The organism is Sorangium sp. So ce385, assembly GCF_051474135.1.
GTDB lineage: Bacteria > Myxococcota_A > Polyangia > Polyangiales > Polyangiaceae > Sorangium > Sorangium cellulosum_D.
Genome location: NZ_CP150337.1, coordinates 4,322,274 through 4,348,996 on the forward strand (window position 1 = coordinate 4,322,274; position 26,723 = coordinate 4,348,996).

At 72.0% G+C, this 26,723-nt stretch carries 17 protein-coding genes; 10 read left to right on the plus strand and 7 right to left on the minus strand.

Annotation, left to right across the window (positions count from 1 at the left end; all coding sequences use genetic code 11):
• Window positions 1–8 precede the first annotated feature (8 nt).
• Complete coding sequence (locus WME83_RS16015) at window positions 9–3,911, minus strand: protein kinase domain-containing protein (RefSeq protein ID WP_437320149.1); 3,903 nt, start codon at window positions 3,909–3,911, stop codon at window positions 9–11.
• A 522-nt stretch (window positions 3,912–4,433) separates the two neighbouring features.
• On the opposite strand from WME83_RS16015, the gene WME83_RS16020 reads away from it, so the two are divergent.
• A complete protein-coding gene (locus tag WME83_RS16020; protein ID WP_437320150.1) occupies window positions 4,434–5,612 on the plus strand; it encodes an acyl-CoA dehydrogenase family protein in 1,179 nt (392 codons plus the stop codon).
• A 118-nt stretch (window positions 5,613–5,730) separates the two neighbouring features.
• The gene (locus WME83_RS16025) at window positions 5,731–6,675 is read left to right on the plus strand and encodes an ADYC domain-containing protein (protein ID WP_437320151.1); all 945 of its coding nucleotides are present in this window, start codon (window positions 5,731–5,733) and stop codon (window positions 6,673–6,675) included.
• 18 nt (window positions 6,676–6,693) lie between these two features.
• On the opposite strand, the gene WME83_RS16030 is transcribed toward WME83_RS16025, so the two are convergent.
• The gene (locus tag WME83_RS16030; RefSeq protein WP_437320152.1) at window positions 6,694–10,605 is read right to left on the minus strand and encodes a protein kinase domain-containing protein; all 3,912 of its coding nucleotides are present in this window, start codon (window positions 10,603–10,605) and stop codon (window positions 6,694–6,696) included.
• 120 nt (window positions 10,606–10,725) lie between these two features.
• Here WME83_RS16030 and WME83_RS16035 point away from each other — a divergent pair, with 120 nt between their 5' ends.
• On the plus strand, window positions 10,726–12,564 hold the full coding sequence (locus WME83_RS16035; protein ID WP_437320153.1) for a hypothetical protein: 1,839 nt from the start codon (window positions 10,726–10,728) through the stop codon (window positions 12,562–12,564).
• A 34-nt stretch (window positions 12,565–12,598) separates the two neighbouring features.
• On the opposite strand, the gene WME83_RS16040 is transcribed toward WME83_RS16035, so the two are convergent.
• Window positions 12,599–13,999, minus strand: a complete 1,401-nt coding sequence (locus WME83_RS16040) for a sigma 54-interacting transcriptional regulator (protein WP_437320154.1) — start codon at window positions 13,997–13,999, stop codon at window positions 12,599–12,601.
• A gap of 261 nt (window positions 14,000–14,260) precedes the next feature.
• Here WME83_RS16040 and WME83_RS16045 point away from each other — a divergent pair, with 261 nt between their 5' ends.
• Window positions 14,261–15,418, plus strand: coding sequence for a hypothetical protein (locus WME83_RS16045; protein WP_437320155.1), 1,158 nt, complete (start codon window positions 14,261–14,263; stop codon window positions 15,416–15,418).
• A 63-nt stretch (window positions 15,419–15,481) separates the two neighbouring features.
• On the plus strand, window positions 15,482–16,276 hold the full coding sequence (locus WME83_RS16050; protein ID WP_437320156.1) for an alpha/beta fold hydrolase: 795 nt from the start codon (window positions 15,482–15,484) through the stop codon (window positions 16,274–16,276).
• A 75-nt stretch (window positions 16,277–16,351) separates the two neighbouring features.
• Here the strand turns inward: WME83_RS16050 and WME83_RS16055 are convergent, their stop codons facing one another.
• Window positions 16,352–17,011, minus strand: coding sequence for a hypothetical protein (locus WME83_RS16055; protein ID WP_437320157.1), 660 nt, complete (start codon window positions 17,009–17,011; stop codon window positions 16,352–16,354).
• A gap of 308 nt (window positions 17,012–17,319) precedes the next feature.
• On the opposite strand from WME83_RS16055, the gene WME83_RS16060 reads away from it, so the two are divergent.
• Together WME83_RS16060 and WME83_RS16065 are read left to right on the plus strand one after the other, a co-directional pair.
• The gene (locus WME83_RS16060; protein ID WP_437320158.1) at window positions 17,320–18,087 is read left to right on the plus strand and encodes a thaumatin family protein; all 768 of its coding nucleotides are present in this window, start codon (window positions 17,320–17,322) and stop codon (window positions 18,085–18,087) included.
• Between the two features lie 92 nt (window positions 18,088–18,179).
• Window positions 18,180–18,776 carry an MGMT family protein gene (locus WME83_RS16065; RefSeq protein ID WP_437320159.1) on the plus strand — a complete coding sequence of 199 codons (597 nt, stop codon included), beginning with the start codon at window positions 18,180–18,182 and terminating at the stop codon, window positions 18,774–18,776.
• Between the two features lie 96 nt (window positions 18,777–18,872).
• Here the strand turns inward: WME83_RS16065 and WME83_RS16070 are convergent, their stop codons facing one another.
• Window positions 18,873–19,619, minus strand: coding sequence for a hypothetical protein (locus WME83_RS16070; RefSeq protein ID WP_437320160.1), 747 nt, complete (start codon window positions 19,617–19,619; stop codon window positions 18,873–18,875).
• Window positions 19,620–20,179: 560 nt separating this feature from the next.
• Here WME83_RS16070 and WME83_RS16075 point away from each other — a divergent pair.
• Complete coding sequence (locus tag WME83_RS16075; protein ID WP_437320161.1) at window positions 20,180–23,530, plus strand: PQQ-dependent sugar dehydrogenase; 3,351 nt, start codon at window positions 20,180–20,182, stop codon at window positions 23,528–23,530.
• Between the two features lie 186 nt (window positions 23,531–23,716).
• On the opposite strand, the gene WME83_RS16080 is transcribed toward WME83_RS16075, so the two are convergent.
• Window positions 23,717–24,142: an STAS/SEC14 domain-containing protein gene (locus WME83_RS16080; protein WP_437320162.1), complete on the minus strand. Its 426-nt coding sequence runs from the start codon at window positions 24,140–24,142 to the stop codon at window positions 23,717–23,719.
• 423 nt (window positions 24,143–24,565) lie between these two features.
• Here WME83_RS16080 and WME83_RS16085 point away from each other — a divergent pair, with 423 nt between their 5' ends.
• Entirely contained in the window at window positions 24,566–24,952 is a 387-nt protein-coding gene (locus WME83_RS16085; RefSeq protein ID WP_437320163.1) for a fucose-binding lectin II, read from the plus strand.
• Window positions 24,953–25,097: 145 nt separating this feature from the next.
• Window positions 25,098–25,454 carry a hypothetical protein gene (locus WME83_RS16090; protein WP_437320164.1) on the plus strand — a complete coding sequence of 119 codons (357 nt, stop codon included), beginning with the start codon at window positions 25,098–25,100 and terminating at the stop codon, window positions 25,452–25,454.
• 479 nt (window positions 25,455–25,933) lie between these two features.
• On the opposite strand, the gene WME83_RS16095 is transcribed toward WME83_RS16090, so the two are convergent.
• Window positions 25,934–26,413: a carboxymuconolactone decarboxylase family protein gene (locus WME83_RS16095; protein WP_437322006.1), complete on the minus strand. Its 480-nt coding sequence runs from the start codon at window positions 26,411–26,413 to the stop codon at window positions 25,934–25,936.
• Between the last annotated feature and the right edge of the window lie 310 nt (window positions 26,414–26,723).

Below are 26,723 nucleotides of genomic sequence, written 5' to 3' on the forward strand. Positions count from 1 at the left end.
CTCGGCGATCAGGCCTCGCCCAGCCACGCGCGCGCGAGCTCGAGGGTGCGCGCGTGCTCGCGGATGTCTTCGAGGAAGCTCCGGCGGAGCTCCGGATGGCCGATCTTGGCGGCATTGGCGAGCAGGCGCACGCGGGCTTCGGCGATCGCCGCGAGCGCCCTTTGCTGGTCTCCCGCCGCCATCAACGCCTCGGCACGGATGAGCAGCGCGTGGGCGCCCTTGGCGAAGAATATCCGGTGCGCCTCGTACGCGGCCAGCGCCTTCTCCACGTCGGCGAGCGCCTCGGCCACGCGACCCTGCGCGAGCCGGATGGCCGCGAGCGTTCGCGTGAGCCCGGTGCTCCATGTGGGTATGGACGAGAGCGCCCCGAGGGCGGTGAGCACCTCGCGCTCGGCGACCTCCAGATCGCCCCGTCGAAACAGGGCGTCCGCGAGGAGCGTGCGCCCCATCCCTTCGTAGAATGCGACGCGCCGGACGCGGCCCGCGTCGATCATGGCCTCCGCGATGAGGCTCCCTGCGTCGAGCTCCCCCTTCTCGATCAGGATCCAGCCGAGGAGGAGGGACCGGTGGGCGATCCCGATCCACACTTCCTCGTCCGCGCAAGGAGGCGCCTCTCGCAGCGTCTTCTCCGCGCGCGCGTAGGCGCCGAGGAACCAGGATCCCGTGGCGACCACCGTGCGCGCGCGCGCGATATCCACCTGGGAGCCTGCCTGCTCGAGGCTCTCGAGGGCCGCCTCCGCCCATTTCAGGCCGCACCAGGGATCTTCGTCCGCATACATTGCCTGTAACGCGCGCGTCATGTCGCGCAGCCCACGCGCCCTCGGATCGCGCTCGGCGACGGGCTCCACGATGGCCTCCAGCCAGCTCAGAAATAACCCCGCGACCACGGGCTGGCCGCGCATCAGGAGGAGGTGCACAACGCCCATGTGGAGGGTGTCGGCGATGGCGGCCGCGGCGTCGGCCAGCGGCTCGACGGCGCGCACGGCGTTCAGCGTGGCCGTGAACACCTCCGGCTGCCCCATGGCCATGAGCCCGAAGAGCTTCAAGAGCGCGCCCCTCGCCCAGGGCCCGCTGCCCGGCGTGGCCAGGGCCATGATCTGCTCTGCGTCGCGGACAGCGTCGGGGTTCACGAGGTTGCTGCTCCACACGTGGGCCTCCCAGAGGGTGTCCAGCAGTGCGAGCCGGAGATCGTCCGAAGGCGCGCACGCGAGGCCTCGCCGGGCGCACGCGATCGCCGTCTCCGCGTCGCCGAGCCGCGCGGCCTGCTCCGCGGCGCGGCGGTAGAGGCCCGCGGCGCGCGCCGGCTCCTCGCCTCGCTGGAAGTGCTCCGCGAGCACGATGGGGGCGCTCTCGCCGCGCTCCTCCAGCCACTGCCCGGCGAGCCGATGGCCGCGGACCCGCTCGTCCTCCGTCAACATCGCGTACGCGCCCTCCGCGAGGAGGGCATGCCGGAACGAGAGCTCCGGCTCTCCTGCGAACCGGCTCCCCGGCCGGCGCACGAGCGCCTCCTGCTGCACGAGCTGGTCGATCCGCGCGGCGAGCTCGACGCCAGCACCGCCGGCATCGGGCCCGCCGCCGAGCAGCGACGCGACGGCGCCCGGCCAGAAGACCTCGCCGAAGATGCTGGCCGCGCGGAGCAGCCGCCGGGCCTCGGGCTCGAACCGCTCGATCCAGGCCTGCACCATCGCCGCGACCGTCTCGGGGAGCGTCTCGCGCCCCTCGGCGACGGCTCGGATCAGCTCCTCCAGATAGAACGCGTGCCCTCGCGACCGGGAGACCAGCCGCTTCACCGTCTCGGCGGCCACCGCGTCGCCGAGCACCTGCCGGACGAGCTGCTCGCTCGCCCTGGGCGTCAGCGCCCCGAGCCGGATCTCCTGGAGCTCGCGCTCGGCCCAGAGGCGCGGGAATCGCTCGTGGACCTCCGGCCGCGCCGACGCGAGCACCAGGAGCGGCAGGTCCTTCGCGACCCGCAGCGCGGCGTCGACCAGCCGCACCGTGGCGTGGTCGGCCCAGTGCAGATCGTCGAGCGCGAGCAGGACGGGGCCCGCCGCGCACTCGGCGAGGAGGAAGTCTTCCCAGGCCCGGCGCACCTGCTCGCTCATGAGCTCGGCCTTGGCGCGCGCGGCCCGGAGCGGCGCGCTGTCGTCGTCAGGGAAGGGGGCGCCGGCGAGCTCGCCCAGAAACCATGTCACCCGGGCGCGGTCGGCGAGGGCCACGCGCCGGGCGACGCGGGCGCGGAGCTTGTCCCGGCGCGCCTCGAGCGGGTCGTCCTCGCGGATCTCGCATGCGCCGCGGAGCGCCTGTCCGAGCGCGCCGAACGCCTGTCCGCCGCGGAGCGCGTCGCCGCGCCCGATCCAGATCTCGATCGGCGCGCCGCGCGTGCGGGCGGCGCGCAGGAACTCGTGGCAGAGGCGCGACTTGCCGACGCCGGCGGGCGCCGTCACCAGCACCGCGCGCGCGACCGGCTCGTCCACGCATTCGGACAGCAGCCCGGCCAGGAGTGCGAGCTCGCGCGCGCGGCCGACGCACGCGGTCTGCTTCCCGAGCAGCGTCCGCGATCCCGTGACGACCTCGTGCTCGCGCAGCAGCTCGTACCCGGCCTCGCCCGCGGCCACCTCGAACCTCGCGTCGAGGAGGCCGGCCGTCAGGTCGTCGAGGACGACGGGCTGCGCGCCGGGGCCGCGCCGCGCGACGAGCCTCGCGGCGCGATCGATGACGTCGCCGAGCGGCCGCATCCCCGCGCCCTCGCTCCGGCCTGTCGCGACCGCCATCGGCCGGCTCGGGCGGATGGCGTGCAGGGTGAGCGCGCAGCGCGCAGCGCGCGCCGCCAGGTCGGTGGCGACGAAGACGCCGGAGAGGGTGACCGCCGCCGAGCCGTCGGCGAGGACGTCGAGGCGGCCGCCGAACGACGCGGCCGTGTCGCGCAGCTCTTCCTCTTCCGGCTCCAGCGTGCTGTTGGGCCCCAGGGGCTCGGTGGCATCGAGCCAGAGCGGGCTCTCCCTTCCGAGCATGACGACCGAGACCACCCGCCGCTCGCCTGCCGCCAGCGCGAGGGTGGAATGGCCGGCCGGGTCGGCGTGCGCGCCCGATGGATCGCCGTCGAGCGCCGAGAGCTCGGCCGCCACGCTGGCGCCGTCGCGAGGGCGCCTGTCGGGCTGTTTGGCGAGCATGCGCGCGACGAGCGCGTCGAGGGCGCGCGGCACGCCGGCCCGGAGGGCGCCGACGCGCGGCGGCTCTTCGCAGCAGATCTTGGCGAGGACCGCCATCAGGCGCTCGCCGGCGAAGGCGGGCGTGCCGGTCAGGCACTCGTAGAGCACGCAGCCCAGCGCGAAGACGTCGGCGCGCGCGTCGAGCGCGCCTGCGCCGCCCGCCTGCTCGGGCGCCATGTAACCCGGGGTGCCGAGGATGGCGCCGGTGCGCGTCAGGCGCGTGACGTCGCCGAGGTGGGCGATGCCGAAGTCGAGCACCTTCACGAGCGCGACGTCGCCGCCCGGCAGAAAGAGGTTGCTCGGCTTGAGGTCGCGGTGGACGACGCCGCGCGCGTGCGCCGTCGCGAGCGCCGCGGCGACGCGCGCGGCGAGCGCGACGCTCTCGTCGACGCCGAGCATGCCGCGGGAGAGCCGCGCGCGCAGGTCCTCGCCCTCGAGCCACTCCATGGCGAGGTAGGGCTCGCCGTCGGGCGTCTCGCCGTGGGCGACGAACTGGACGATGGCGGGGTGGCTGAGCTCGGACAGGACCCGCACCTCGCGCTCGAAGCGCGCGCGCTCGCCCGCGTGCCTGGCGAGCATGACCTTGACGGCGACGGCCTGACCCGTGGCGTTGTCGCGCGCGCGAAAGACCTCGCCCATGCCGCCCGACCCGGCGCGCGCGTCCAGCGTGAAGCGGCCCTCCAGCACGTCCCCCACCCGCATCTTCGCGCGTGCATTGTCGGCTCCTGGATCCGACGCGTCCAGACCATCGTCGATCGACGCCGAGCGGCGGGCCGGATCGATGGGCAGCGCAAGCGAGGTATGCAGCGCTGACTGCACCTCAAGCAAGTGCCGGACCAGGCGGCGTTTGCGGCGGCTGCTGCCTCGCCGGCCACCTGACACGCTGGCGTGCCGTCGCCGCCACCAGGCTCACGCGGAGGCGTTCGTTGCGCCCGCGCAACACCGTGTCAACCGCGGGTTCACAGGCTGTCCCGCGCCGGGAACATCCCGCCGAGCCCGCCGCCCGCAGACATGCGCGCCCCTCACCGCTTCGCGAAATGAGCCCGCGCGGCGTGAGCTCGCGAGCGTCACGGCACAGGGTGGACGGGTGGCACAGAGGCGCACGTGGAACAGGCGGTCTCTCAGACCCGAGGCGACCTCTGCGCCTCCGGACGTGGTGGGGCGCGAGCTCGCTCTGGCACGTGAGTTGTAACGACGCGTGGATGCCACGAAAGGACCAGCGATATGACCCGAGGTGCAGAGATGACCCACGACGATCCGGTGGCGCGCGCAGCGAGGCTCGTGCCGCGCCTGCGCGAGCGCGCGCGAGAGACGGAGACGCTGCGCCGCCTGCCCGACGAGACGGTCGGCGAGCTCAGAGCCTCCGGCTTGCTCGACCTCTTCAAGCCGAGGAGCCACGGCGGGCTCCAGGCGAGCCTGCGCACGGCGTTCGAGGTCGCGACCCAGCTGGCGCGGGGGTGCGGGTCGACGTCGTGGATCGTCAGCCAGCTGAACCTGGCCATGTGGATGGCCTGCGCCCTGCCGGAGGGCGTCCGGGAGGAGATCCTCCGTCAGCCGGACAGCTCCATCCTCTTCGCGCTGCTCGGGCGGGGATCGGCGGAGCGGGTCGCGGGCGGCTACAAGATCAACGGGGTCTGGCCGTTCTGCTCCGGCTCGCACCACATCACGTGGATCGGCCTCGGGCTACCCGTGGAGGACGGCCGCGGGGGCGCCGCGCCGGCCTTCTTCATCGTCCCGGCGAGCGCGCTCGAGATCCTGGACGACTGGCACGTGAGCGGGTTCTGCGGGACGTGCAGCAACAGCACCGCTGCGCATGACCTGTTCGTGCCCGACCGGCGCGTCGCGCCGGTGTCCACCGTCTTCTCCGGCGAGCTGCTCTCTCCCGATCTGACCGGCTCACCGTACCGTTGCCCCATCGTCCAGGGCATCGTGGTCACGGCGGCGAGCTGCGCGCTCGGGATGGCGCAGGCGGCCATCGAGGTGTTCAAGGCGCAGACGGAGGGGCGCGGGATCTCCTTCACCCTGTACGAGAAGAAGGCAGAGGCGCCCGTGACGCACCTGCTCCTCGCCGAGGCGGCCATGAAGGTCCGCGCGGCGGACCTCCTGCTCCACGCCGCGGTGGAGGAGCTCGAGCGCCGCGCGGCGGGCGCCGGAGCGACGGATGTCGAGTTCCTGATCAGGATCCGGACAGAGGTCGCCTTCGCGGTCCACCTGTGCCGAGAGGCGGTGGAGACGCTGTTCGGCGCGAGCGGGGGCAGCGCGCTCGCGCTGTCGAACCCGATCCAGCGCATCGCGCGCGACGCGCGCGCCATCTGCCAGCACGCGGCGTATTGCTTGCCGACCAACCTCGAGGCCCACGGCCGCGTGATGCTGGGGCTCTCGCCGAACCTGTCCTTCATTTGACGCCTGGATTGGCCGTAGAGCCCCGGTCACGGTCGTGCGCCTGCGCTGGCCTACGAGCTGCAGTGTTCCGCGCTGTTCAATTTGCAGGGAGGTTCCAGTGGGATATTCGATTCACCTCATGAAGATCGGGATCTTCGCGCTCGTGGCCGGGATCGGCTGCGAGGGCGAGGACGGCGAGGCCGCGGGGGCGGGAGACCAGCCGTCGCTCCTCCAGGCGGCGCGCTTCAACATCTCCGGAGCCAACGGCTCCAGCATCAACGGGCCACGGGTCAACGGCGGCGCCAGGGCCGGAACCGAGGTGTATGGCGCCGGCGTCGCCGGCACCACGGCGGGCGGAAGCGCCCTCCTCGGCATCACCTTGGATGGCAGCGACCTCACGAGCGTTCGCGTCTCCGACGGCGCCGTCCTCTCGGGAGCCTCGCTCGCAGGCGCGACCTTCGCCACGCAGGCGCCTGGCGGCGCGCCGATCGGCCTGCGCATCGACACGGTCTCGGCGAGCCCCTCCCGCCACCACGCGGGGAGCACCGTGAACCGCTACGCGCTCTCCTACAGGGAGGGCATCTCCGGTCCGTGGAGACCTGTTTGCGGCGAGGTGCTGGGCGTAACCGTCGCCGCCGTCCCGCTCGCGGGCCGGTGGAACTATACAGAGGGGGTGGCCGGCGGCGGCGCCAAGCTCGACGAGCCGAGCTGGATCACGTTCGCGTGCGCCGGCCACGCCCTCTACAAGTGCGTGGACATCGGCTACGAGCCCTGGACCATCGCCGGCGGCGCGCCGCTCGGCGATCACCATCAGGCCTGCGTCCGAGCGCATCGCGCCGATTACTGCGGCGACGGGAGCCCGCACACGACGAGCGGCCACCTCATCAATATCTTCGACGACCTCGGAATCCAGCCGGACACCGAGGCCTGGCTGCTCGAATCCGAGTGGGACACGGACGGCGCCCGCTGCCTGTCCCGGCCCCGCATGACGGAAGGCATCGCGCCCGACTGCGCCGCCGGGATCCCCGTGTGCCATGACACCATCGGCTGGGGCGATACGCTCGTGGTGACGGAGGCCCCGTAGGATTGCCCCCCTCGCCGGTCAGGCCTCGCCCAGCCACGCGCGCGCCAGCTCGAGGGTGCGTGCGTTCTCGCGGACGTCTTCGAGGAAGCTCCGGCGGAGCTCCGGATCGCCGATCTTGGCGGCGTTCTCGAGCAGGCGCGCGCGGGCCACGGCGATCGCGGCGAGCGCCCTCCGCTGGTTTCCCGCCGCCATTAACGCCTCAGCGTGGGTGAGCCGAGCGAAGGACCCCTTGATGAAGGACATCCGGGGCGCCTCGTACCCTGCCAGCGCCTCCTCCGCGTCCGCGAGCGCCTCGGCCACGCGGCCCTGCGCGAGCCGGATGGCCGCGAGCGTCCGCATGAGCGCCAGGCGCCGGGGGGGCGCTGACGAGAGCGCCGCGAGCGCGGAGAGCGCCTCGCGCTCGGCGGTCTCCAGGTCGCCCCGTTCGAAGAGGGCGTCCGCCAGGAGCGCGCGCCCCATCCCTTCGTAGAACGGGACGCGCCGGAGGCGGCCCGCATCGATCATAGCCTCCGCGATGAGGCGCGCTTCCTCGATCTCCCCCTTGTCGATCAGGATCCAACCGAGGATGAGGGAGTGATTGCCGACCGCGATCCACACCTCCTCGTCCGTGCACAGAAGCGCTTTTCGCACGGTCTGCTCCGCACGCGCGTACGCGCCGAGGAGCCACAATCCCATGGCGATGTACGCGCGCGCGCGCGCAATATCGACCTGGGAGCCTGCTTGCTCGAGGCTCTCGAGGGCCGCCTCGGCCCACCGCAGGCCGGACCACAGATCTTCGTCCGCATACATCACGTGGAACGAGCGCGCCATGTCGCGCAGCCCTCGTGCCCTCGGGTCGAGCTCCGCGACGGGCTCCACGATGGCCTCCAGCCACCTCAGGAGATGCTGCGTGACCTCGGGCTGGCCGTTCGTCAGGAGGTGCACCATACCCTTGCGGAGGGTGCTGGCGACGGCGGCGGCGGCGTCGGGGAGCGGTCCGACTGCGCGGACGGCGCTCAGCGTGGCGGTGAACGCCTCGCGCTGCCCGGTGGTCATGAGTCCGAAGAGTTTCAAGAGCGCGCCCCTCGCCCAGGGCCCGCTGCCCGGCGTGGCCAGGGCCATCATCTGCTCCGCATCACGCGCGGCGTCGGGGTTGGCGAGGTCCATGCCCCATAGGTGGGCCTCCCAGAGCACGTTCAGGAGAGCGAGCCGGAGCTCGTCCGAGGGGGCGCACTCGAGGCCACGGCGGACATGCGCGACTGCCGCCTCCGTGTCGCCCAAGCGCACTGCCTGGTCCGCGGCGCGGCAGTAGAGGTCCGCGGCGCGCGCCGGCTCCGCGCCCCGCACGAAATGCTCGGCGAGCACGCCGAGGGCGCTCTCGCCGCGCTCCTCCAGCCACGCCCCAGCGAGCCGATGGCCCTGGGCCCGCTCGTCCTCCGTCAGCATCGCGTACGCGCCCTCCGCGAGGAGGGCGTGCCGGAACGCGAGCTCCGGCTCGCCCGCGAATCGGCTCTCCGGCCGGCGCACGAGCGCCTCCTGCTGCACGAGCTGGTCGAGCCGCGCGGCGAGCTCGACGCCGGCGTCGCCGGTCTCTGGCCCGCCGCCTAACAGAGACGCGATGGCGCCCGGCCAGAAGACCTCCCCGAAGATGCTGGCCGTGCGCAAGAGCTGCCGGGCTTCGGGCTCGAACCGCTCGATCCAGGCCTGCACCATCGCCGCGACCGTCTCGGGGAGCGTGTCGCGGCCCTCCGCGACGGCGCGGATTAGCTCTTCCAGATAGAACGCGTGACCTCGGGCGCGAGAGACCAGGCGCTCCACGATGTCGGTGGATACACCGTCGCCGAGCACCTGCCGGACGAGCTGCTCGCTCGCCCTGGGCGTCAGCGCCCCGAGCCGGATCTCCTGGAGCTCGCGCTCGGCCCAGAGCCGCGGGAACCGCTCGTGGACCTCCGGCCGCGCCGACGCGAGCACCAGGAGCGGCAGGTTCCGCGCACTCCAGAGCGCCGCGTCGACAAGCCGCACCGTGGCGTGGTCGGCCCAGTGCAGATCGTCGAGCGCGAGCAGGACGGGACCCGCCGCGCACTCGGCGAGGAGGAAGTCCTCCCAGGCCCGGCGGACCTGCTCGCTCATGAGCTCGGCCTTGGCGCGTGCGGCGCGGAGCGGCGCGCTGTCGTCGTCGGGGAAGGGGGCGCCGGCGAGCTCGCCGAGAAACCATGTCACCCTGGCGCGATCGGCCGGGGCCACGCGCCGGGCGACACGGGCGCGGAGCTTGTCCCGGCGCGCCTCGAGCGGGTCGTCCTCGCGGATCTCGCACGCGCCGCGGAGCGCCTGTCCGAGCGCGCCGAACGCCTGTCCGCCGCGGAGCGCATCGCCGCGCCCGATCCAGGTCTCGATCGGCGCGCCGCGCGTGCGGGCGGCGCGCAGGAACTCGTGGCAGAGGCGCGACTTGCCGACGCCGGCTGGCGCCGTCACCAGCACGGCGCGCGCGACCGGCTCGTCCACGCATTCGGACAGGAGCCCTTCGAGCATCGAAAGCTCTCGCGCGCGGCCGACGCACGCGGTCCGCTTCCCGAGCAGCGCCCGCGCCTCGGCGATGACCTCGCGCTCGCCTAGCAGCTCGGGGCCGGCCTTGCCCGCGGCCACGTCGAACCGCGCGTCGAGGAGGCCGGCCGTCAGGTCGTCGAGCAGGATGCGCTGCGCGACGGGGCCGCGCCGCGTGACGAGCCTCGCGGCCCGATCGATGGCGTCACCCAGCACCCTCGCCCCGGAGGCATCGCTCCGGCCCGTCGCGAGCGCCACGGGCCTGCGCGGGTGGATGGCGTGCAGGGCGAGCGCGCAGCGCGCAGCGCGCGCCGCCAGATCGGTGGCGACGAAGTCGCCGGAGATGGTGACCGCCGTCGAGCCGTCGGCGAGGACGTCGAGGTGGCCGCCGAACGACGCGGCCGTGTCACGCAGATCGTGCTCGGCCGGCGCGCCGGGCGGCGCTTCGACCGCCGTCGTGTCGAGCCAGAGCGGGCTCTTTCGCCCGACCATCACCACCGAGACCACCCGTCGCTCGCCTGCCGTCAGCGTGGGGGCCAGGGGGCCCGCCAGGGTCGGGTCGGCATGCGCGCCCGATGGATCGCCGTCGAGCGTCGAGAGCTCGGCCGCCACGCTGGCGCCATCGCGAGGGCGCCTGTCGGGCTGCTTGGCGAGCATGCGCGCGACGAGCGCGTCGAGGGCGCGCGGCACGCCGGCCCGGAGCGCGCCGACGCGCGGCGGCTCTTCGCAGCAGATCTTGGCGAGGACCGCCATCAGGCGCTCGCCGACGAAGGCGGGCGTCCCCGTCAGGCACTCGTAGAGCACGCAGCCCAGCGCGAAAACGTCGGCGCGGGCGTCGAGCGCGCCGGCGCCGCCGGCCTGCTCGGGCGCCATATAGCCCGGGGTGCCGAGGATGGCGCCGGTGCGCGTCAGGCGCGTGACGTCGCCGAGGTGGGCGATGCCGAAGTCGAGCACCTTCACCAAGGCGACGTCGCCGCCCGGCAGAAAGAGGTTGCTCGGCTTGAGGTCGCGGTGGACGACGCCGCGCGCGTGCGCCGTCGCGAGCGCCGCGGCGACGCGCGCGGCGAGCGCGACGCTCTCGTCGACGCCGAGCATGCCGCGGGCGAGCCGCGCGCGCAGGTCCTCGCCCTCGAGCCACTCCATGGCGAGGTAGGGCTCGCCGTCGGGCGTCTCGCCGTGGGCGACGAACTGGACGATGGCGGGGTGGCTGAGCTCGGACAGGACCCGCACCTCGCGCTCGAAGCGCGCGCGCTCGCCCGCGTGCCCGGCGAGCATGACCTTGACGGCGACGGCCTGACCCGTGGCGTTGTCGCGCGCGCGGAAGACCTCGCCCATGCCGCCCGACCCGGCGCGCGCGTCCAGCGTGAAGCGGCCCTCCAGCACATCCCCCACCCGCATCTTCGCGCGCATTGTCGGCTCCTGGGTTCCGCGCGTCCAGGGGCATAATCGGTACCGTCGAGCCATACCTCGCGCTGGAATGGCTCGACGGCCAGGATCTCGGCGAGCGGCTGCTTCGCGGGCGAGCGCCTGTTGGGCATCTTCGCCAAGAAGCTCGCCGCGACCACGCGCGGCGAGGGCGAGTGCGTCCGCGCTGAACCTCCGTGTCGCGCCCGGATCATGCGCGGCGTTGCGCAGGGATCACGCTCCGTGTTGCGCGCGGATCACGCGCGATGTTGCGCGCGGATCACAACCGATGTGGAGCGCCGATTGTCCCGGCTCGGCGCACAGAGAACGCCCGGAGCTCCCCCTGGCCCGGATTCTGCTTTGCGCGATGGCATGGCCCTCGACGGAGGGCTGGACGCCGGGCCGTCGCCGGCACCGGCCGTCGCTTCATCCCTGGGACTCACCAGCCATCAGCAAAGGCGGTTCATCGTGCCTGATTTCAAATACTCAATCGCAGACGTGCCCGACATCGATCAACGGTGGACCAGCTTGCCGGGCGGAGGCAGCGCTTTCTGTGTGCCCACCTCGACCATGAACTGGATGTACTACATCGCCAATCACGGTCATCCCTCGGCGGTCGTGTTCCCGCCGGCCGACCCCTTCGCGTCCTCGTCCACCGCCATGAACGTGCTGATGCTCAGCCTGTTCATGCTCACGCACCCGGAGCGCGGCACCTCCGGGAGAACCTGGCACCAAGGGCTCGACGCGTGGCTCAAGCACAGACAAGTTCCGGCGATAGCGCTGCTCTTCACCGTGGAAGACGATTCGTGGATCCTGTTCGACCGGCTGCAGCAATGCGCCGCCGGGGGCGGCCTGCTGACGATCGCGAGGGGGCGGTATTACAAAATCAACGGCGAATACTTTCGGGGGGGCGGCCACGCGCTGACGGTCGTCGGGCTGAGCTCCACCTCCGCGGGGAAGCAGATCGTCGTGCACGACCCTGATCAGGACGATGCCGACCCGGACACCCAGTCCTCCCCGAAGAAGTCGACGGGGAACCTCACGCCGATGTTCGGCAAGTTCGACGGGACCCTGGCGACGATGCTCCGCTGGGGGCGCTCGGAGTCACCGGTTGAGCTCATCGACCATGTCATGGTCATCTTTCCGCTGTTCGCGGTCACGAACCTGAGCGGCGGCGCCCTCACCGTCTACTCGGCGAGCCTCACCAGCGACGCCGTCGCGACGCGTGAGATCTCCACGCCGCTCTCCGCGGGCATCGCTGATCTCGCGATTCACCCGGCGATGCGCGTCGCCGCGCTCGGCGAGGGGAGCGGCGACGTCGTGGCCGTCGATCTGCTCAGCGGCGACTCGAGGCGGCTCGCGCGGCTGCCCGGCGCCCGCCGGCTGACGTACGGCGGGCGGTCGCGCCGCCTGTTCGTCGCCCAGGACCGGCACGTCGTAGCGCTCGACGACCATGGCAAGGAGGTGAGCCGCGCCGCCCTCGACCATCCCATCGACGCGCTCGCGTTCGACGTCGGGGAGAACCGGCTGATCGTCGCTTCGGCCTCCGCCGGGAAGCTCCTGCACCTCAGCCCGGAGCTCCGCCATCGCGGCTCACACGAGCTGCCCGACGTGCCCGGGCAGGGGCGGCTCTCCCTGACCGTCGACGAGGGCGACGGCGCGCTCCGCCTCACCCGCGCGGGGTCTCCGCATGTGGCGGAGCTCCAGGTTCACCCGACGGACGCGGGCGCGCCGGGCGTGAACCCGCTGCTCTCGGGCGGCGTCGTCCCCGCCGAGCGCGTGAAGGCGCGCGGCACCCTGTACGTCTCCGCGGCGGGGCGGATTGCGACGTTCGACCGCGACGGCAAGCGCCTGGAGGGCTCGCCGTTCAACGGCCTTCCGGCGGGCCCGCTCCTCGAGGTGGCGCGCAGCTACTCGAACGCTGACCCCGAAAAGATGCGCAGGCCGGAGTGGCACAACAGCTGATCCCGGCTGCTCGAAGCGCGCTCCGCGCCGCCGCTCACGTCCGCTCCGCCCCGCGGAGCCCGTAGCGCTCGATGAGCCGATAGACGAGCTGCCTCGACACCCCGATCGCGTCCGCGGTCCGCGAGACGTTGCCGCCGTGCTCGCGGAGCTTGGCCGCGATGTACCGGCGCTCGAAGTGCTCGACCACCGCATCTCGCGCCTCGTGGAGCTGCATCTGGAGCAGCGCGCTCAGGCCGTCCTCGGCCGTGCCGGCCGCGGGCGCCTCGGCGCGCTCCGCCGCGCTCGCCGGCGAGGGCGCCTCCGCGCGGCGCGCCGGCGGTGCGGCCTCGACCCTCGAGGGGGCGAGCGCGACCCCGAGCGCCTCCCGCGCGAGGTCGGGGAAGATCACGAGCCGGGAGACCATGTTTCGGAGCTCACGGACGTTGCCCGGCCAGTCGTGCGAGAGGAGCACATCCATCACGTTCGGGGGCAGATCCGACAGGGCGCGGGGGGGCGACTGGGCGGCCAGGAAGCGCTCGACGAGCGCCGGGATGTCGTCCTTGCGCTCGCGCAGGGCCGGCACCCGCACCTCCACGACGGCGAGGCGGTAATAGAGGTCCTGGCGGAACGTGCCCTCGGCGACGCGCGCCCGGAGGTCCCGGTGGGTGGCGGCGATGACGCGCGCGTCGAACGAGCGCCACTCGCTCGAGCCCACCCGGCGGATCTGGCGCGCCTCGAGCGCGCGGAGGAGCTTCGGCTGCAGATCGAGCGGCAGCTCCCCGAGCTCGTCGATGAACAGCGTCCCGCCGTCCGCCTGCTCGAGCAGGCCCGCGTGCGGGGCCACGGCGCCCGTGAAGGCCCCGCGCGTGTGGCCGAACAGCTCGGCCTCGACGAGGCTCGGGGCGACGGCGCTGCAATCGACGATCACGAGCGGCCCGTCCCTCCTCGGGCTCGCGGCGTGGATCGCCCTGGCGAGCACCTCCTTCCCCGTGCCGGACTCGCCGAGGAGGAGGATCGTCTCCGAGGTGGCCGCGGCGCGCTCGAGCTGGGCGAAGAGCGCGCGCATGACGACGCTCCTGCCGATGGCCTCGCCGAAGCGCTCGGAGGCCGACAGGCGCACGAGCGACGGGGCGCCCTCGAGCGCGAGGGACAGGCGCGTGCTCCCGATCGTCGCGATCGCGCCGACCGGCAGGATCGCCTCCATCACGGGGATCTCGCCGATGAACGTGCCGTTCTTGCTCCCGAGATCGCGCAGGACGACGCCCCGCCGGGTGAGCTTCAGCTCGCAGTGCCTGCGCGACACCCGCGCGTCGGGGACGATCAGATCGCACTCCGGGCCCGTGCCGACGACCATCAGGTCCATGGTGAGGCGCGCTTCGCGGGTGACGTTGTGCGGGAGCGTCGCGACCACCCGCGCCGACGGCAGGACGACCGAGCTCTCCTCGCCGTCGGTCAAGGTGCAGATTTTCGTGTCGTCCCCGCCCATGAACGCGGGGCCATGTTCGCGCGTCCCCCCCGCGCGTCAAGGATCGGAGCTCGATGCGCGCCGCCCGCGGCGCGAGCTCGGCGGGCCTGCTGCCGGACCATGGCGCTTCCTCTCGAGGTCTGCGGCGGTCCCAACGATCTCCAGCCCCCCGGACCGCGCAGCGCGCCCGTGGCTTTCGCGGCGGCCGGGGTTGACGCCCGCCAGGCGATTGCTTCTCTTCGAGAGCACGCCATGAGGGGTGCACCGGTGAGCGGCGGGTCGAGGATCACACGTCGGCGGCGGGCCGCCCTGGCGCTCCTCGCGCTGCTGCCCGGCTGTTACATCGACCTCGACGGCCTGACCGGTGGGGGTGCCGGCGGCGGGTCCGGCCAGGGGGCCGGCGGTGGCGGCCTGGCCGGCCCTGACGCCGGCGACCCGGGGCGCTGCGCGCCGGCGGACTGCGATGGCCCGTGCGTGGTCGCCGCGGCCGAGGAGGCCGGCGGCCCTGCCGCGATCGCCGCGGCCGGACCGTACGTGGTGTGGACGAGCCGCGCGGGCGATCGCCTCCGCCGCCTCGACCCGGCGACGGGCGCGGTGGAGGATCTCGTGTCGTCCATGCCGTCGCCGGGCCTGCTGACGGCCTCTGGCGAGCTCGTCGTCTGGGTCGCCGCCAACGGGCTCTGGCGGTGCGCGGTCGACGGTTGCGCGGCGGGGGCGACCTCGCTCCTCGCCTTCGGCGCGGGCGAGGCCGAGGCCGTGCGCGGCCTGGCGACCGACGGGCGGCACGTCTACTGGACGCGCGACGAGCCGAGCGGCACCGCCGGCGAGCTCCTGCGCTGCCCGGTCGCCGAGGGCTGCGGCGCGGCCCCGGAGCTGCTCGCGCCCAGCCAGTCGCACCCGCGCGGCGTGGCGGTCGCCCCGGGCGACGCGGGGAGCGTCGTCTGGGTCCAGCGCGGCACGGGCGCCGATTTCGGCCGGGTGCTCCGCCTCGACAAGGGCGCTCCGTCCGGCGCCGTCGCGGCGCAGATCGCGGTGCTGCTCGACTATCCGGACCAGATCGCGCTCGGCGACGCGGAGGTGCTCTGGACCTGGGCCCACCCGGACGGGACCTCGGGCGGCGTCTCCCGTTGCGACCTCGTGGCGTCGTGCGCCGCGGCGGAGCTCGCGCCGCAGGCCGAGCCGTCGCGGCCGCCGCGCGAGCCCGCGGCGCTGGTGATCGACGGCGCCGACGCGTACTGGGCGGACCGCGGCGCGGGCGCGGTCATGCGCTGTCCGACCGCAGGCTGCCCCGGCTATCCCGAGGTGCTCGCCGAGGGCCTGACGCGCCCCGCGGCCGTGGCGGTGCAGGGCGCCTGCGTCTATGCCATCGACGAGGCCGGCGGCGGCCGCGTGGTGCGCGTGCCGCGGTAATGCCGTGTTGACCGGGCGCATCGCTGGTTTCATGAGAGAAGGAACCATGGAGGCGCGGAGGACATGAGCCAGTTCGATCATCGATCGGGACAATCCATCGAGATAGATGGCGCGAGCATCTATTACGAGATCGTCGGCCAGGACGACGGTCCGGCGCTCCTGCTGCTCCACGGCGGCTTCGGCGACATGGAGGACTTCAACGGTCTGCTGCCCGAGCTGACCCGGAGGTACAGGGTCATCGGCGTCGACAGCCGCGGCCACGGCAGGTCGACGCTCGGAGAGGCTCCCTTGACGTACCAGCGCCTCCAGGAGGACGCGGAGCGGATTGTCGACCGGTTGAGGCTCGACAGGTACAGCGTCATCGGCTTCAGCGACGGAGGCGTCGTGGCGTACAGGATGGCCTCCCGGCGGTCGTCGGCCATCGAGCGGCTGGTGGCGATCGGCGCCCAGGGCGACCTGCCGGAGGACGATCCGGTGCGAGGGATCCTCGCGAAGGTCACGCCGGAGAGCTGGCGCGAGCGGTTCCCCGCCACCTACGACAGCTACCAGCGGCTGAACCCGGCGCCGAATTTCGACGCGTTTGCCCGGGCGGTCATCGCGATGTGGCTCGACGCGGGCCCATCCGGGCACCCGAACGACGCGGTCGAGAGGATCGCTTGCAAGGTGCTCATCGCGCGCGGGGAGAACGATCACCTCGCGCCGAGAGACGCTATCGACAGGCTGGCGAGGCGAATCCCGGATGCGAGGGTGCTGGAGATCCCGGGCGCCGGGCATGTCGCTTTCCAGGACCAGCCGGAGCTGTTCCTGCGCAGCGTGGGCGAGTTCCTCGAGATCACGTCGAAAACCCCTGTACCGTGATTTGGGCCCCCCTTCATGGCAACGCCGCGCCCGCCGCCGCACGGCGCGCGGGCGCGCGGCGTCGTCGCAGCGCCGTCACGGACAGCGCGGCGCCGTGTACTCTCCGCTCGGGTTGCCGCCCATGAGCGCCGCGGTGGTGGTCACGCGGAACCGCACCTCGGCGCTGTCGATCGCGAGGATCTCGAGCGTGCCCGAGCCGAAGAGCGTGCCGCCGCCCATCGGGCAGTCGTCCGGCGCCGGAGAGTAGGGCGCGCCCGTCTCGAAGACCGAGGCGTGGAGCGCGAAATCGTCGAGATCGTAGACGCCGACCTGCTGGTAGGCGATCGGCAGGACGAAGCGCAGCTGCCAGTGCTCACCGCAGGGGAGGGACCTGGGATACACATCGCAGGACTCGCCCAAGTCCGAGATGTGGAGCATGAGGTCGTTGGGATCCTGGTCGGGCTGCCCGCCGGCCGCCGCGGTCGAGGTCACGTTGCCGGTCTCGCTCGCGATCTGATCGTAATACGCCTGCAGGAGGGCTTCGCGCTGCGCGCGCGTCATCGCGACGGCCGCCGACAGCGGGTCCGAATCGCCACCCCCGGCGCCGCCCGCACCTCCCGCGCCGCCCGCGCCGCCGGTGCCAGGCGGCCCCGGCGGATCGTTCGAATCCGGCGGATCGTGCGCGCCGCCGTTGAAGACGTCGGAGATATCGACCGAGCCGCCGCCCCAGAAAGCAGCGTCGCACGCGGTCAGCACGAGCGGAATCAAAGCGACAAAGACCGATCTGTTATTCATGGCTGTACCGACCATGCAGCTCCGGTGCCAGGGCGGGAGAATGCGAAAAGCGCTGCTCGCGGCGATTCAGACGCTCGGCGCACGATAGCGCTGCGTGCCAGGTTGTGCCGTGGCACATGCGAGGGAGCTCGATGGCCCAAGGGCCGCGTGGCAGCCGGCCAGCGGGCCCTGGTCGCCGGCCCCGCTGCCATGCGTCGAGCTCGGCGGGCGGGACATCGTTCCGGACGTTCTGTATTCTCCTCCCAAGACACGCCGCAAGGAAGACCGCCATGTCGCAACGTTGGAAGATCGCGGCCGTGCCGCTCGCCTTTGCGCTGCTCGACGCCGGCTGCGCCGACCCCGGGCAGGAAGCCTCGCCCGGCGCCACGGGCGGCGGATCCAGCTCGGTGAGCTCCGCGTCCAGCTCGACCGGCGGGGCCTCGTCGAGCGAGGCCAGCAGCGCGTCGACAGGCCAGCCGCCCGGCGATCCGGTCGAGGTCGACTGCCGCACGTCCGGGGACGGGAAGTCCACGCTGGCCTTCGTCAACCGGTGCGACGAGCCGCTCCAGTTCCTGGGCAGCCTCATCGAGGGCGGGGAGCTCGGCCCGGGGCAGTTCGCGTGCCGTGACGTGGGCACCAGCGAGGAGCCGCTGTCGTCGCTGCGCTACTGGGCGTATGCCGGTTCGGACCCCGGCGGCGGCCGACACACGCTGGCCGAGATGACCCTCAACACCGATTTCAACGATTTCGACTGGTACAACATCAGCCACGTGGATGCGCACAACCTCCCCCTGGCGATCGTGCCCGTCGGCCTGCCCGACTGCCGGACGCTGGCGTGTCCGGAGAGCCTGCTCGCGGGGTGTCCGGAGGTGGGCCGCTACGAGGACGCGAGCGGCGCGACGATCTCCTGCGTGAGCCCCGACCGGGACGATCCCACGAACCCCGTGGCCGTGTACTTCGAAGAGCGATGCAAGGATGCCTATTCCTGGTCGGGGGACGACCAGGAGTCGATGGCCGCCTGCGCGGGGGAAGACTACGACATCGTGTTCTGCCCTTGACCAGCTCCTCGGCATTCTCGCGCCCGGCCCAATCCCGCGGCACGACCGAACCGGGGATCCCCAGGCGCGGCCCTCCGTGCTAGGTCAGCCGCGTGGCCACCAAGGACCGCCGCGCGCGCAAGCAAGCTCCGGAGGGCGGCCGCCCCCTCCCGGTGACCCCGGGGCCGCGCCGGGGGCGCCGAGAGCCCGCCGCGCTCCCCGACACCATCTCCTGGTGGGCCGCGTTCTACCGGGTCATTCGCCGGATCCCCGCGGGGCGGGTGTGCACGTACGGCGCCGTCGCCGCGATGGCCGGGCACCCCCGCGCGGCGCGCCACGTCGGCTATGCCCTCGCCGCGCTCAAGGAGACCGGTGACGGCGCGGGCGTGCCGTGGCAGCGCGTGCTCGGGAGCCGCCCGCGCCATCGCGCGGCCGTCACCATCAAGGATCCGGTGGGCGGCGCGCTCCAGCGCATGCTGCTCGAGGCCGAGGGCGTCGAGTTCGACGATCGCGGCAACGTGTCGCTCGACCGCTTCGGGTGGTTCCGGAGCACGCCTGTCGCCGCGCCCGCGAAGAAGGCCCGCGGCGCGGCGCCCCGGAAGCCTGTCGCCGCGCCCGCGAAGAAGGCCCGCGGCGCGGCGCCCCGGAAGCCTGTCACCGCGCCCGCGAAGAAGGCCCGCGGCGCGGCGCCCCGGAAGCGGCGATCGTGAGACCGCTGCTCCTTGCGATCCGTCTCCTGCCGCCGGCTCGGTCCGATGCTGTGAGGCGCTCTCACGAGCGCCGCAGCCGGGAAGCAGAACGGCCCGTCACAGCGTGCGACAAGCTAGATGGACGGCGCGCACGAGGGTGTCGGCTTCTCCGGTGAGCTTGACGACGGCGGTCCCCTTCGGGCACTTGACCCCGAAGCCCATGCTCTGGACGGGGCCGATGCCAGGGCCGACATTGAGGTTCATGTCGTCCATCTTCCACGCTTCGATCGTCTGGCACAGCAGCTCGACCCGGTAAACCCGGTTGTCGTCGACCCAGATGTTCATCCCGATCATGACCTGGCTCGCGGGGCAGATCACGCTGCCCGGCGATCCGCCGTTGCCGCCGGCGGTCAGGGTCTGGAAGGCGGTGCCCAGGGTGCCGTCGCTGGCGAGCGGAGCGCACATCAGGCCGATGCTGTCGAGCGAGCCGCCGCTCCGGCCGTGGACGCCGAGAGCAACATTGCCGCTCCCGCAGTCGATGTCGTAAGAAATGTCGGCCGCGCCGCCGGTGCCGCCACCGCCGCCGGCGCCGCCATCACCGCCCGTGCCGCCGGCGCCCCCCGTGCCGCTGGTGACCGTGCCGCCATCGCCGCCCGTGCCGCCGGCGCCGCCCGTGTCGCCATCGCCGCCCGTGCCACCAGCGCCGCCGCCGCCCGCGTCACCTCCGGCCGTACCGCTGCCGCTGCCGGCAGCGCCGCCGCCCGTCGCGTCGGCGCTGCCCGAGAAGTCGAGCTCGTCGACCCCCGAGATCGCGTTGCATGCCGCGATCCCGCACGCGAGGGCGAGCGCCGCGGCCATGACCATCGCGCGTGGCTCCGTCGTCCGGACTGCTGCGTGCTCTCTCATCAGAAGCTCCCGTGGAGGGTGACCTGGCCGGGCCCGGAGCTCGCTGGCCGCCGTGCCGGGCGGCCAGCGACCAGGGCGTCCAGGACAGCCGGCCCAACCATACCTGCGAGGATGGCCAGCGTCATCGAAAAATGCGCGTCTCCATGGACGTTACAAAAATCGTCAGGTGGCACGTCGACTCGATCACGGACGCCGCCCGCTCCGGCAACGAGACGTGTGAGACGAAACGGGACGCCGGGAGCGCGGTGATGCGCCTTCGCCATGCACAATTCTTCCTTTCGACGTCGAGACATCCGTGAGGGCGCGTTGCGTGTGTTCGCTCGCGCATGAGGGCGCCGAGACGGCTGCACCCGCAACTACCTACGCCGCGCGCGAGCGCGCGATGAAACCGCGTGAACCCTTCCGGCGATGATGGCCGAGGTACATCTATCATGCGCAAATACAACGTTCGTGTCCCCACGCCGTGGGCCGCAGCGCGTCTGCTCTCGTTGCGCAGCTGCGCTCATGGGTTCGGATCGGTGGCCAGGCACATCCTGCGGCCGTCGGCGCTCGTCGTCGGCCTCATCGCCCTGGGTTGTGCGTCGGAGAGCCCCGAGCAGCCCGACCGAGACGACACCGGCGAAGCCAGGCAGCCCATCGTCATCCCCTCGGGCTTCCAGCACCAGGTGATCGCGACGGGGCTCAGCCAGCCGACGGCGATGGCGATCGCGCCCGACGGCCGCATCTTCGTCACGCAGCAGACGGGGCAGGTGCGCGTCATCAAGAACAACGCGCTGCTCGCCGCGCCGTTCGTCACCGTCACGGTCGACAGCGTCAACGAGCGAGGCCTGGTCGGCATCACGCTCGACCCGAGCTTCTCGAGCAACGGTTACGTCTACCTCTTTTACACCTCGACAAGCGGCAGCACGCACAACCGCGTCAGCCGCTTCACGGCGAGCGGCGACGTGGCGGCGGCCGGCAGCGAGGTCGTGCTGGTGGACTTTCCCCCGCTCAGCGCGGCAGGCAACCACAACAGCGGCGCGCTCCACTTCGGCAACGACGGCAAGCTCTACGTCGCCCACGGCGACAACGCCGAGACCGCGAACGCCCAGGACCTGAACCACGCCTTCGGCAAGATCCATCGCTTCAACGCCGACGGCAGCATCCCCACCGACAACCCCTTCTACGGCACCTCCACCGGGCTCGCGCGCGCCATCTGGGCGTACGGCCTGCGCAACCCGTTCACCTTCTCCGTCGAGCGCGCGTCAGGGAAGATCTTCGCCAACGACGTGGGCGGAGGCGATCCGGAGGAGATCGACCACATCACGCGCGGCTCGAACTACGGCCATGGGGGCGGCCCCTCGCCGGTGCCGCCGGTCTACTCCTACCCGCGCGACGCCGGGCGCTGCGCGATCACGGGCGGCACCTTCTACAACCCCACGGTCGTCAACTTCCCGACGTCCTATGTCGGCAAGTACTTCTTCGCCGACTACTGCTCCAGCCAGATCTGGTCCATGAACCAGGACGGCACGGGCGTCACCGTCTTCGCGGACGACTCGAACGGCGAGCTGAACAACCCCGTCGACCTCGACGTCGGCCTGGACGGCTCGCTCTACTACCTGCAGCGCGGCAGCGGCGCCAAGATCGGGCGCATCTACGTGGCGCAGCCGGCCTGCACCACGAACGCCGATTGCAGCGACGGCGACGTCTGCACCGGCGCGGAGACCTGCGTCGCCGGGCAGTGCCAGGCCGGCACACCGCTGAGCTGCGACGACGACGACCCCTGCACGACCAACGGCTGCAACGCCACGAGCGGCTGCGCCTACACCGACAACGGCCAGTGCTGCACGAGCTCGGCGACCTGCAACGACGGCTCGACCTGCACCACGGACGCGTGCGTGAGCGGCATGTGCCAGTACGTGGACAACGGCACTTGCAACACCTGCGTCAAGATACGCTCACAGCGCACGAACAATTACCTGGTGCTCGACGCTGCCAGGAAGGTCGTGCCCGGCGGCACGCAGGCGGCCGCGCAGATCTTCGAAAAGGTGCCGTCGGGGGCCGCCTTCAAATTCAAGAGCAGCTCCGGCGATTACCTGCGCGTGGTGGCCAATGATCTCACGATGGACGCGACGTCGGCGACCGCCGCCGCGTTCGCCGAATACGACTGCTCGAGCGGCGGCCTCTACCCGAACGGCAAGGGCTACGCGACGCTCACCGGCGCGGCGCCGCACTGGAAGGCGACCAGCACCGCCGGCCCGATCAAGAGCGGCGACGGCGGCAACGGCACGAGCTGCGTGACGGGGGACGCCACGTCCTGGGAGCGCTTCTATCTCGAGGCGACCGCCTGCGGCAGCGCCGGCCCCGCGTGCGGCGACGGCGCCTGCGAGGCGGGCGAGACGTGCGGCAGCTGCGCAGCGGACTGCGGCGCGTGCAGCGGCACACCCGCCAAGCTGACGCTGGCCCACGTGAGCGACAGCGGCGGCTGGTCGAGCGCGGCCGGCCTCACCGACGGCAACCTGACCGCCAAGGTGAGCAGCGCGGCCTCGCCGAGCTGCGTCACCTACGATCTCGGCGGCACTTACACGATCAGCTCGGCGCGGCTGCTCGAGGACAACGACGGCGCCTGGCATACGGACACCTGGAAGGTGCAGTACCAGACCGGCAGCGGCTATGTGGACGCCTTCGCGTACACCGACACGCCGAGCGCGATGCCGGCCTGGAATACCGTGGACTTCGCCGACGTGCCCGGCGTCTCGCGCGTGTCGGTCTGCATGCAAAACGTCGGCGGACCGGTCGAGCTCGCCGAGATCGAGGTCTGGGGCTTCCCTGACGCCGGCCCGGTCTGCGGCGACCGCGCCTGCAACGGCAGCGAGACGTGCGCGAGCTGCCCATGGGATTGCGACACCTGCATGGGGAGCCAGCTCGGCCTCGACGCGCGGCCGTCGAACACGGCGTGCGTGGCCGGCGATGGGGCGCTCGATCCGCCGGTCCTCCTCAGCGACCACCCCTGCTTCACCAGCGTGGCGAACCCGCCGGCGCTCGCGCCCGGGGTGATCCCGTATGCGATCGCCGAGCCGTTCTGGTCGGACAGCGCGCTGAAGTCGCGCTACCTCGCTTTGCCGAACGGCACGACGCTCGACGTGAAGAACGACGGCGACTTCGAGCTGCCGCCTGGGGCCGTCACGATCAAGAACTTCCAGTGGCAGGGCCAGTACTTCGAGACGCGCTTCTTCGTGCGCTTCACGAACGGCGCCTACGGCGCCTACACGTACCGGTGGAGCGACGCGCAGGACGAGGCCTTCCTGGTCGATCCGATCGACGGCGCCTCCAAGGCGCTCGCCGGCGGCCACGTCTGGAGCTACCCGACCGAAGCGCAGTGCTTCGAGTGCCACAACAGCGCCGCCGGTTTCAGCCTGGGCCTCGAGACGCGGCAGCTCAACGTGACCCAGCTCTATCCGTCGACCGGCCGCACGGCGAACCAGTTCGACACGCTGAACGGCATCGGCATGCTGAGCGGCAACCTCACCAGCCTGCCGCCGTTCCCGCCGCACGCGCAGCCCGCCGCATCGCTAGAGATGCGCGCCGACGCTTACCTGCATGTCAACTGCTCGAACTGCCACCGCCCGGGCGGCCCCGGCTACGGCACCGCGGATTATCGCTACGACACGCCGCTCGCCAGCAAGAACATCTGCGACCAGGAGTCGATCCTGACGGACTACCCGGGGCTCGCGCTGATCGAGCCGGGCGCTCACGAGGCGTCGGTGGTCTGGCTGCGCATGAGCCAGCGCGCGGCGAGCTTCATGCCGCCCATCGGCAGCAAGCTCGCCGACGGCGAAGGCGCGGCGCTGCTAGCGCAGTGGATCGACGGCCTGACGGGCTGTCCTTAGGACGACGATCACGTTGAGATGCGGTGGACATCGATTCGTGGAAGAGGAGTGCAAGGGACGCAAGGGGAGGAGAGATCGGCGCGCCGAGCTCGCCTCTCCCGGAGGGGCCTGCACCCGCGTCGACGCGGCGTGTGACTCTTCCGCAGCTACAGGGGGCGATGCTGGGCGAGGGCGCGGCAGGCAGCGTCACGCGGCCGGCGGCCGCCTGGCCCGGATCTCGTCCCGCTGGGCGAGGAGCCACGCGCACGCCTCGGCTTCCGTGGCGAAGAACTCGATGGGATAGGAGCGCGACGTGAGGAGGTTCATGCTCCTTGCGGTGAGCATCGCGAGGACGCGCAGGGTGAAGCTCGCTCCGACGACCGCGACCGCGTCGTGGCGCGCCCCGAGCGCTCCGCTCGCCATGAGCTTGCGCACGTCATGCGGGACGGCCTTGATGCGGCTCACGTCGGCGAGCGCCAGGACCTCGCGGCCGCTCTCCGCGATACGCCGGGACGCTGCGGCGATCGAGCGCACCATCTCCTCCGAGAGCTCTCCGTCGGCCGTGATATGGAGGATTCCATTGGGCTGCTCGCGGAGCTCGAGGACTCCGCGCCTGGGATCCGGCTCGTGCATGGTGGGCAGCATAGCCGCTCTGCGTCGCACGGCGACAGGGGTCTCAAGGGGCTAAGGGGAGCGGCGCGCCCTCACGGGGAGGAGCCGCGACCGCCATCGTCTCCGCCGCGCCCACATCCGCCGCGCCCACACCGGACCGGCTCCGCGCGCGGACGCCGAGCCCGGCGGGACGGCGCCTGGCGAGCCGCGCTCGCCCGGGAGAAACCCGGGAGACACCGGCCTCGCCCGCCGCGGGACCGGCGCGCCGTGCGCCGGCTGAGCCAGATCGGTCGGCCCATCACCGCGTCCAGCGCAGGAAGATGTTTGTCGTTGCGCGCTTGCGGCAGGTTTGATAGCCATCCTCTGACGCCGCGAGACCGTCCCCGCGCTCGACGGTCGTCCTCCCGGCCGCGGCGCGCGATCCCCAAAAAGGAGCATGAGTAGATGCCTCAATTGAACGGCAACACCTGTGAAATCGATGAGCTCCCGGACGGTGTGACCGTGACCATCAAGGTGACGACGAACTCGAGGCACACGCAGAGGATCACGGTGACTCGCAACGATGAGGTGTTGTGCGTCTTCGCGGGGTCTGGTGAGCGCAACGCCATGACGGGCCAGTCGACCATCGTCGCCAACTCGAGGGCGAAGCTGCAGGCGAAGTTCGAGTATCAGACAGACATCAACGCAGAGTGGCTCAAGTCGCGTCAGCTGAAATCGGGCGGTCCTTACGCGATCGGCAGCTACAATCTCTTGGTGATCGTCGCCGAGAACGGGGACGACAGCGACTACAACGACAGCGTGCTCGAGTTCAGCTGGAACACGTCCACGTAGTCCTGGCGGGAGATCTGGAGGCGGGGGCCGGAGGGGCAGCTGCCCGCGTCGAACGGGCCCCCTGAGCTCCGGCGGCGGAGGCTGGGTTGCGGATGGGTCGGCCTGCGAGAGAACTGCAGCGGGAGCAGCGCCGGGGAGGATCGTGATGGATATCCAGGATGTGCTGGTTGATTTCTACAGCGGGGCGCACGCGGTCGATGTCGTAGCTGCGTGGGCCTATGTGGTCGCAAACCGACAGACCGTCCTTGAAAGTCTCGCTTCGTTCGAAAAAGCGTATGAGCGGCTCATCGAGCTGCACGCCGCGGGCAAGCTCGGTGCGGAAACGGCCGATTTTTCGGCCGGCAACCTCGAGATGGTCAAGCGGCTCAATCGGCTGATTGCGGCGGGCTTCGACAGCGACGAAGCGCGTCAAGCAGCTCGAGAGATCCATGCTCTGGCGGAGCTGTGCGCGAGCGCGTTGAAAAACAGCGACACGTCGTCGGCCGGGCAGGGGAGTCAGTGACGTCGGGGCGGCGGGAGGGCGGCGCAGGCCGGCCACCTGCCAGAGGCTAGCCTTCACGGCCGAGCGAGCCGGCCATCATCGAGCAGCACCCAGGGAGCCGATGCCGAGTACGCCTCGCGTGACCCCTGGCGCAGCCAGGCCTGGCGGAGGCTGGTGCGGGTGGCTCGGCCTCGCGGAGACAAATCTGCGGGCCGCATGCGCGAGGTGGAGGCCTCGTGCCCTGGCGTCGGCGCCCACGGAGGTCACACGGCGTCACGAACCCGGGTCGGTGCCCGTAAGCAGGACGGTGTCGTCCTTCGTCTTCCGTGCTCGTCCTTCGTCTTCCGCGCTCGTCCTTCGTGCGCGTGCGCGTGCGCGTGCGCGATTCCCCGGAGTCACCGCGCACGCGCACGAGAGAGGGAAGCGGGAAGAGGGCCGGTATACCAATGCAAAGCCCGCTGAGCGAACGCCGGTGATCCTCGGCCCCTATCCCCGCCTCCTCAGCGACCGTCCGCCCGCGCCTCCCACTTCACCGAGCCGGCGATCTGCCTCGTGGTGACGTTGAAGCGATTGAAGCAGTTGACCAGCGCGACGTGCAGGATCAGCCCCGCGAGCGCCCGCTCGTCGTAGTGCCTCGCCGCCTCCTCCCAGACGTCGTCCGGCACCGGATCCGCGCGATCGCTGAGCCTCGTCGCGGCCTCGGCGAGCGCCAGCGCGGCGCGCTCCGCGTCGGTGAAATAGGGCGTCTCGCGCCAGGCCGCCACGGCGAACATGCGCTCGTCGGTCTCGCCCACCTTCTTGAGGTCGCGCGCGCCCACGTCGACGCAGAAGCCGCACCCGTTGATCTGGCTCACCCGCAGGTGGACGAGCTCGAGCGTCCGCGCCGGCACGCCGCTCTTCTTCGCCGTGCCGAGCAGGGCGTGGATGGGCTGTATGATCTCGGGCATGAGCATCGCGGGGTTCTTCATCCGTGCCTTCAACATGATCGTGATCCTCTCGAGGATAGGGGTGGGCTCGCCGACCGTGACCGGACGCTGAACGTCCGTTCGCGTCGTCACATCGGCGAGGGTTCGTTCGTCACAGCCATGACGAAGCGCGGCGAGGGAGTGTGACCGCTGGATGAAAAATTGTTGGCTGCCGGAGCGGTTCGAGGCCCGCCAGGCCCGCGACCCGGAGCGCGAGGCGATGCTGGCTCGAGGTAAGGAGGCGTCGCGCAGCACGTCGCCGCCTGGTCAAGCGCAGCCGGAGAAGCTACCGTCGCCCTCGACACTGCCGCGTCGAGCGCGGGCC

What these genes read in the sequence shown, in the direction of transcription:
- WME83_RS16015 (WP_437320149.1), bottom strand. Translation starts at nt 3,911, where the DNA reads ATGCGGGTGGGGGACGTGCTGGAGGGCCGCTTCACGCTGGACGCGCGC.
- WME83_RS16020 (WP_437320150.1), top strand. Translation starts at nt 4,434, where the DNA reads ATGACCCGAGGTGCAGAGATGACCCACGACGATCCGGTGGCGCGCGCA.
- WME83_RS16025 (WP_437320151.1), top strand. Translation starts at nt 5,731, where the DNA reads ATGAAGATCGGGATCTTCGCGCTCGTGGCCGGGATCGGCTGCGAGGGC.
- WME83_RS16030 (WP_437320152.1), bottom strand. Translation starts at nt 10,605, where the DNA reads ATGCGCGCGAAGATGCGGGTGGGGGATGTGCTGGAGGGCCGCTTCACG.
- WME83_RS16045 (WP_437320155.1), top strand. Translation starts at nt 14,261, where the DNA reads ATGAGGGGTGCACCGGTGAGCGGCGGGTCGAGGATCACACGTCGGCGG.
- WME83_RS16050 (WP_437320156.1), top strand. Translation starts at nt 15,482, where the DNA reads ATGAGCCAGTTCGATCATCGATCGGGACAATCCATCGAGATAGATGGC.
- WME83_RS16060 (WP_437320158.1), top strand. Translation starts at nt 17,320, where the DNA reads ATGTCGCAACGTTGGAAGATCGCGGCCGTGCCGCTCGCCTTTGCGCTG.
- WME83_RS16070 (WP_437320160.1), bottom strand. Translation starts at nt 19,619, where the DNA reads ATGGTCATGGCCGCGGCGCTCGCCCTCGCGTGCGGGATCGCGGCATGC.
- WME83_RS16080 (WP_437320162.1), bottom strand. Translation starts at nt 24,142, where the DNA reads ATGCACGAGCCGGATCCCAGGCGCGGAGTCCTCGAGCTCCGCGAGCAG.
- WME83_RS16085 (WP_437320163.1), top strand. Translation starts at nt 24,566, where the DNA reads ATGCCTCAATTGAACGGCAACACCTGTGAAATCGATGAGCTCCCGGAC.
- WME83_RS16090 (WP_437320164.1), top strand. Translation starts at nt 25,098, where the DNA reads ATGGATATCCAGGATGTGCTGGTTGATTTCTACAGCGGGGCGCACGCG.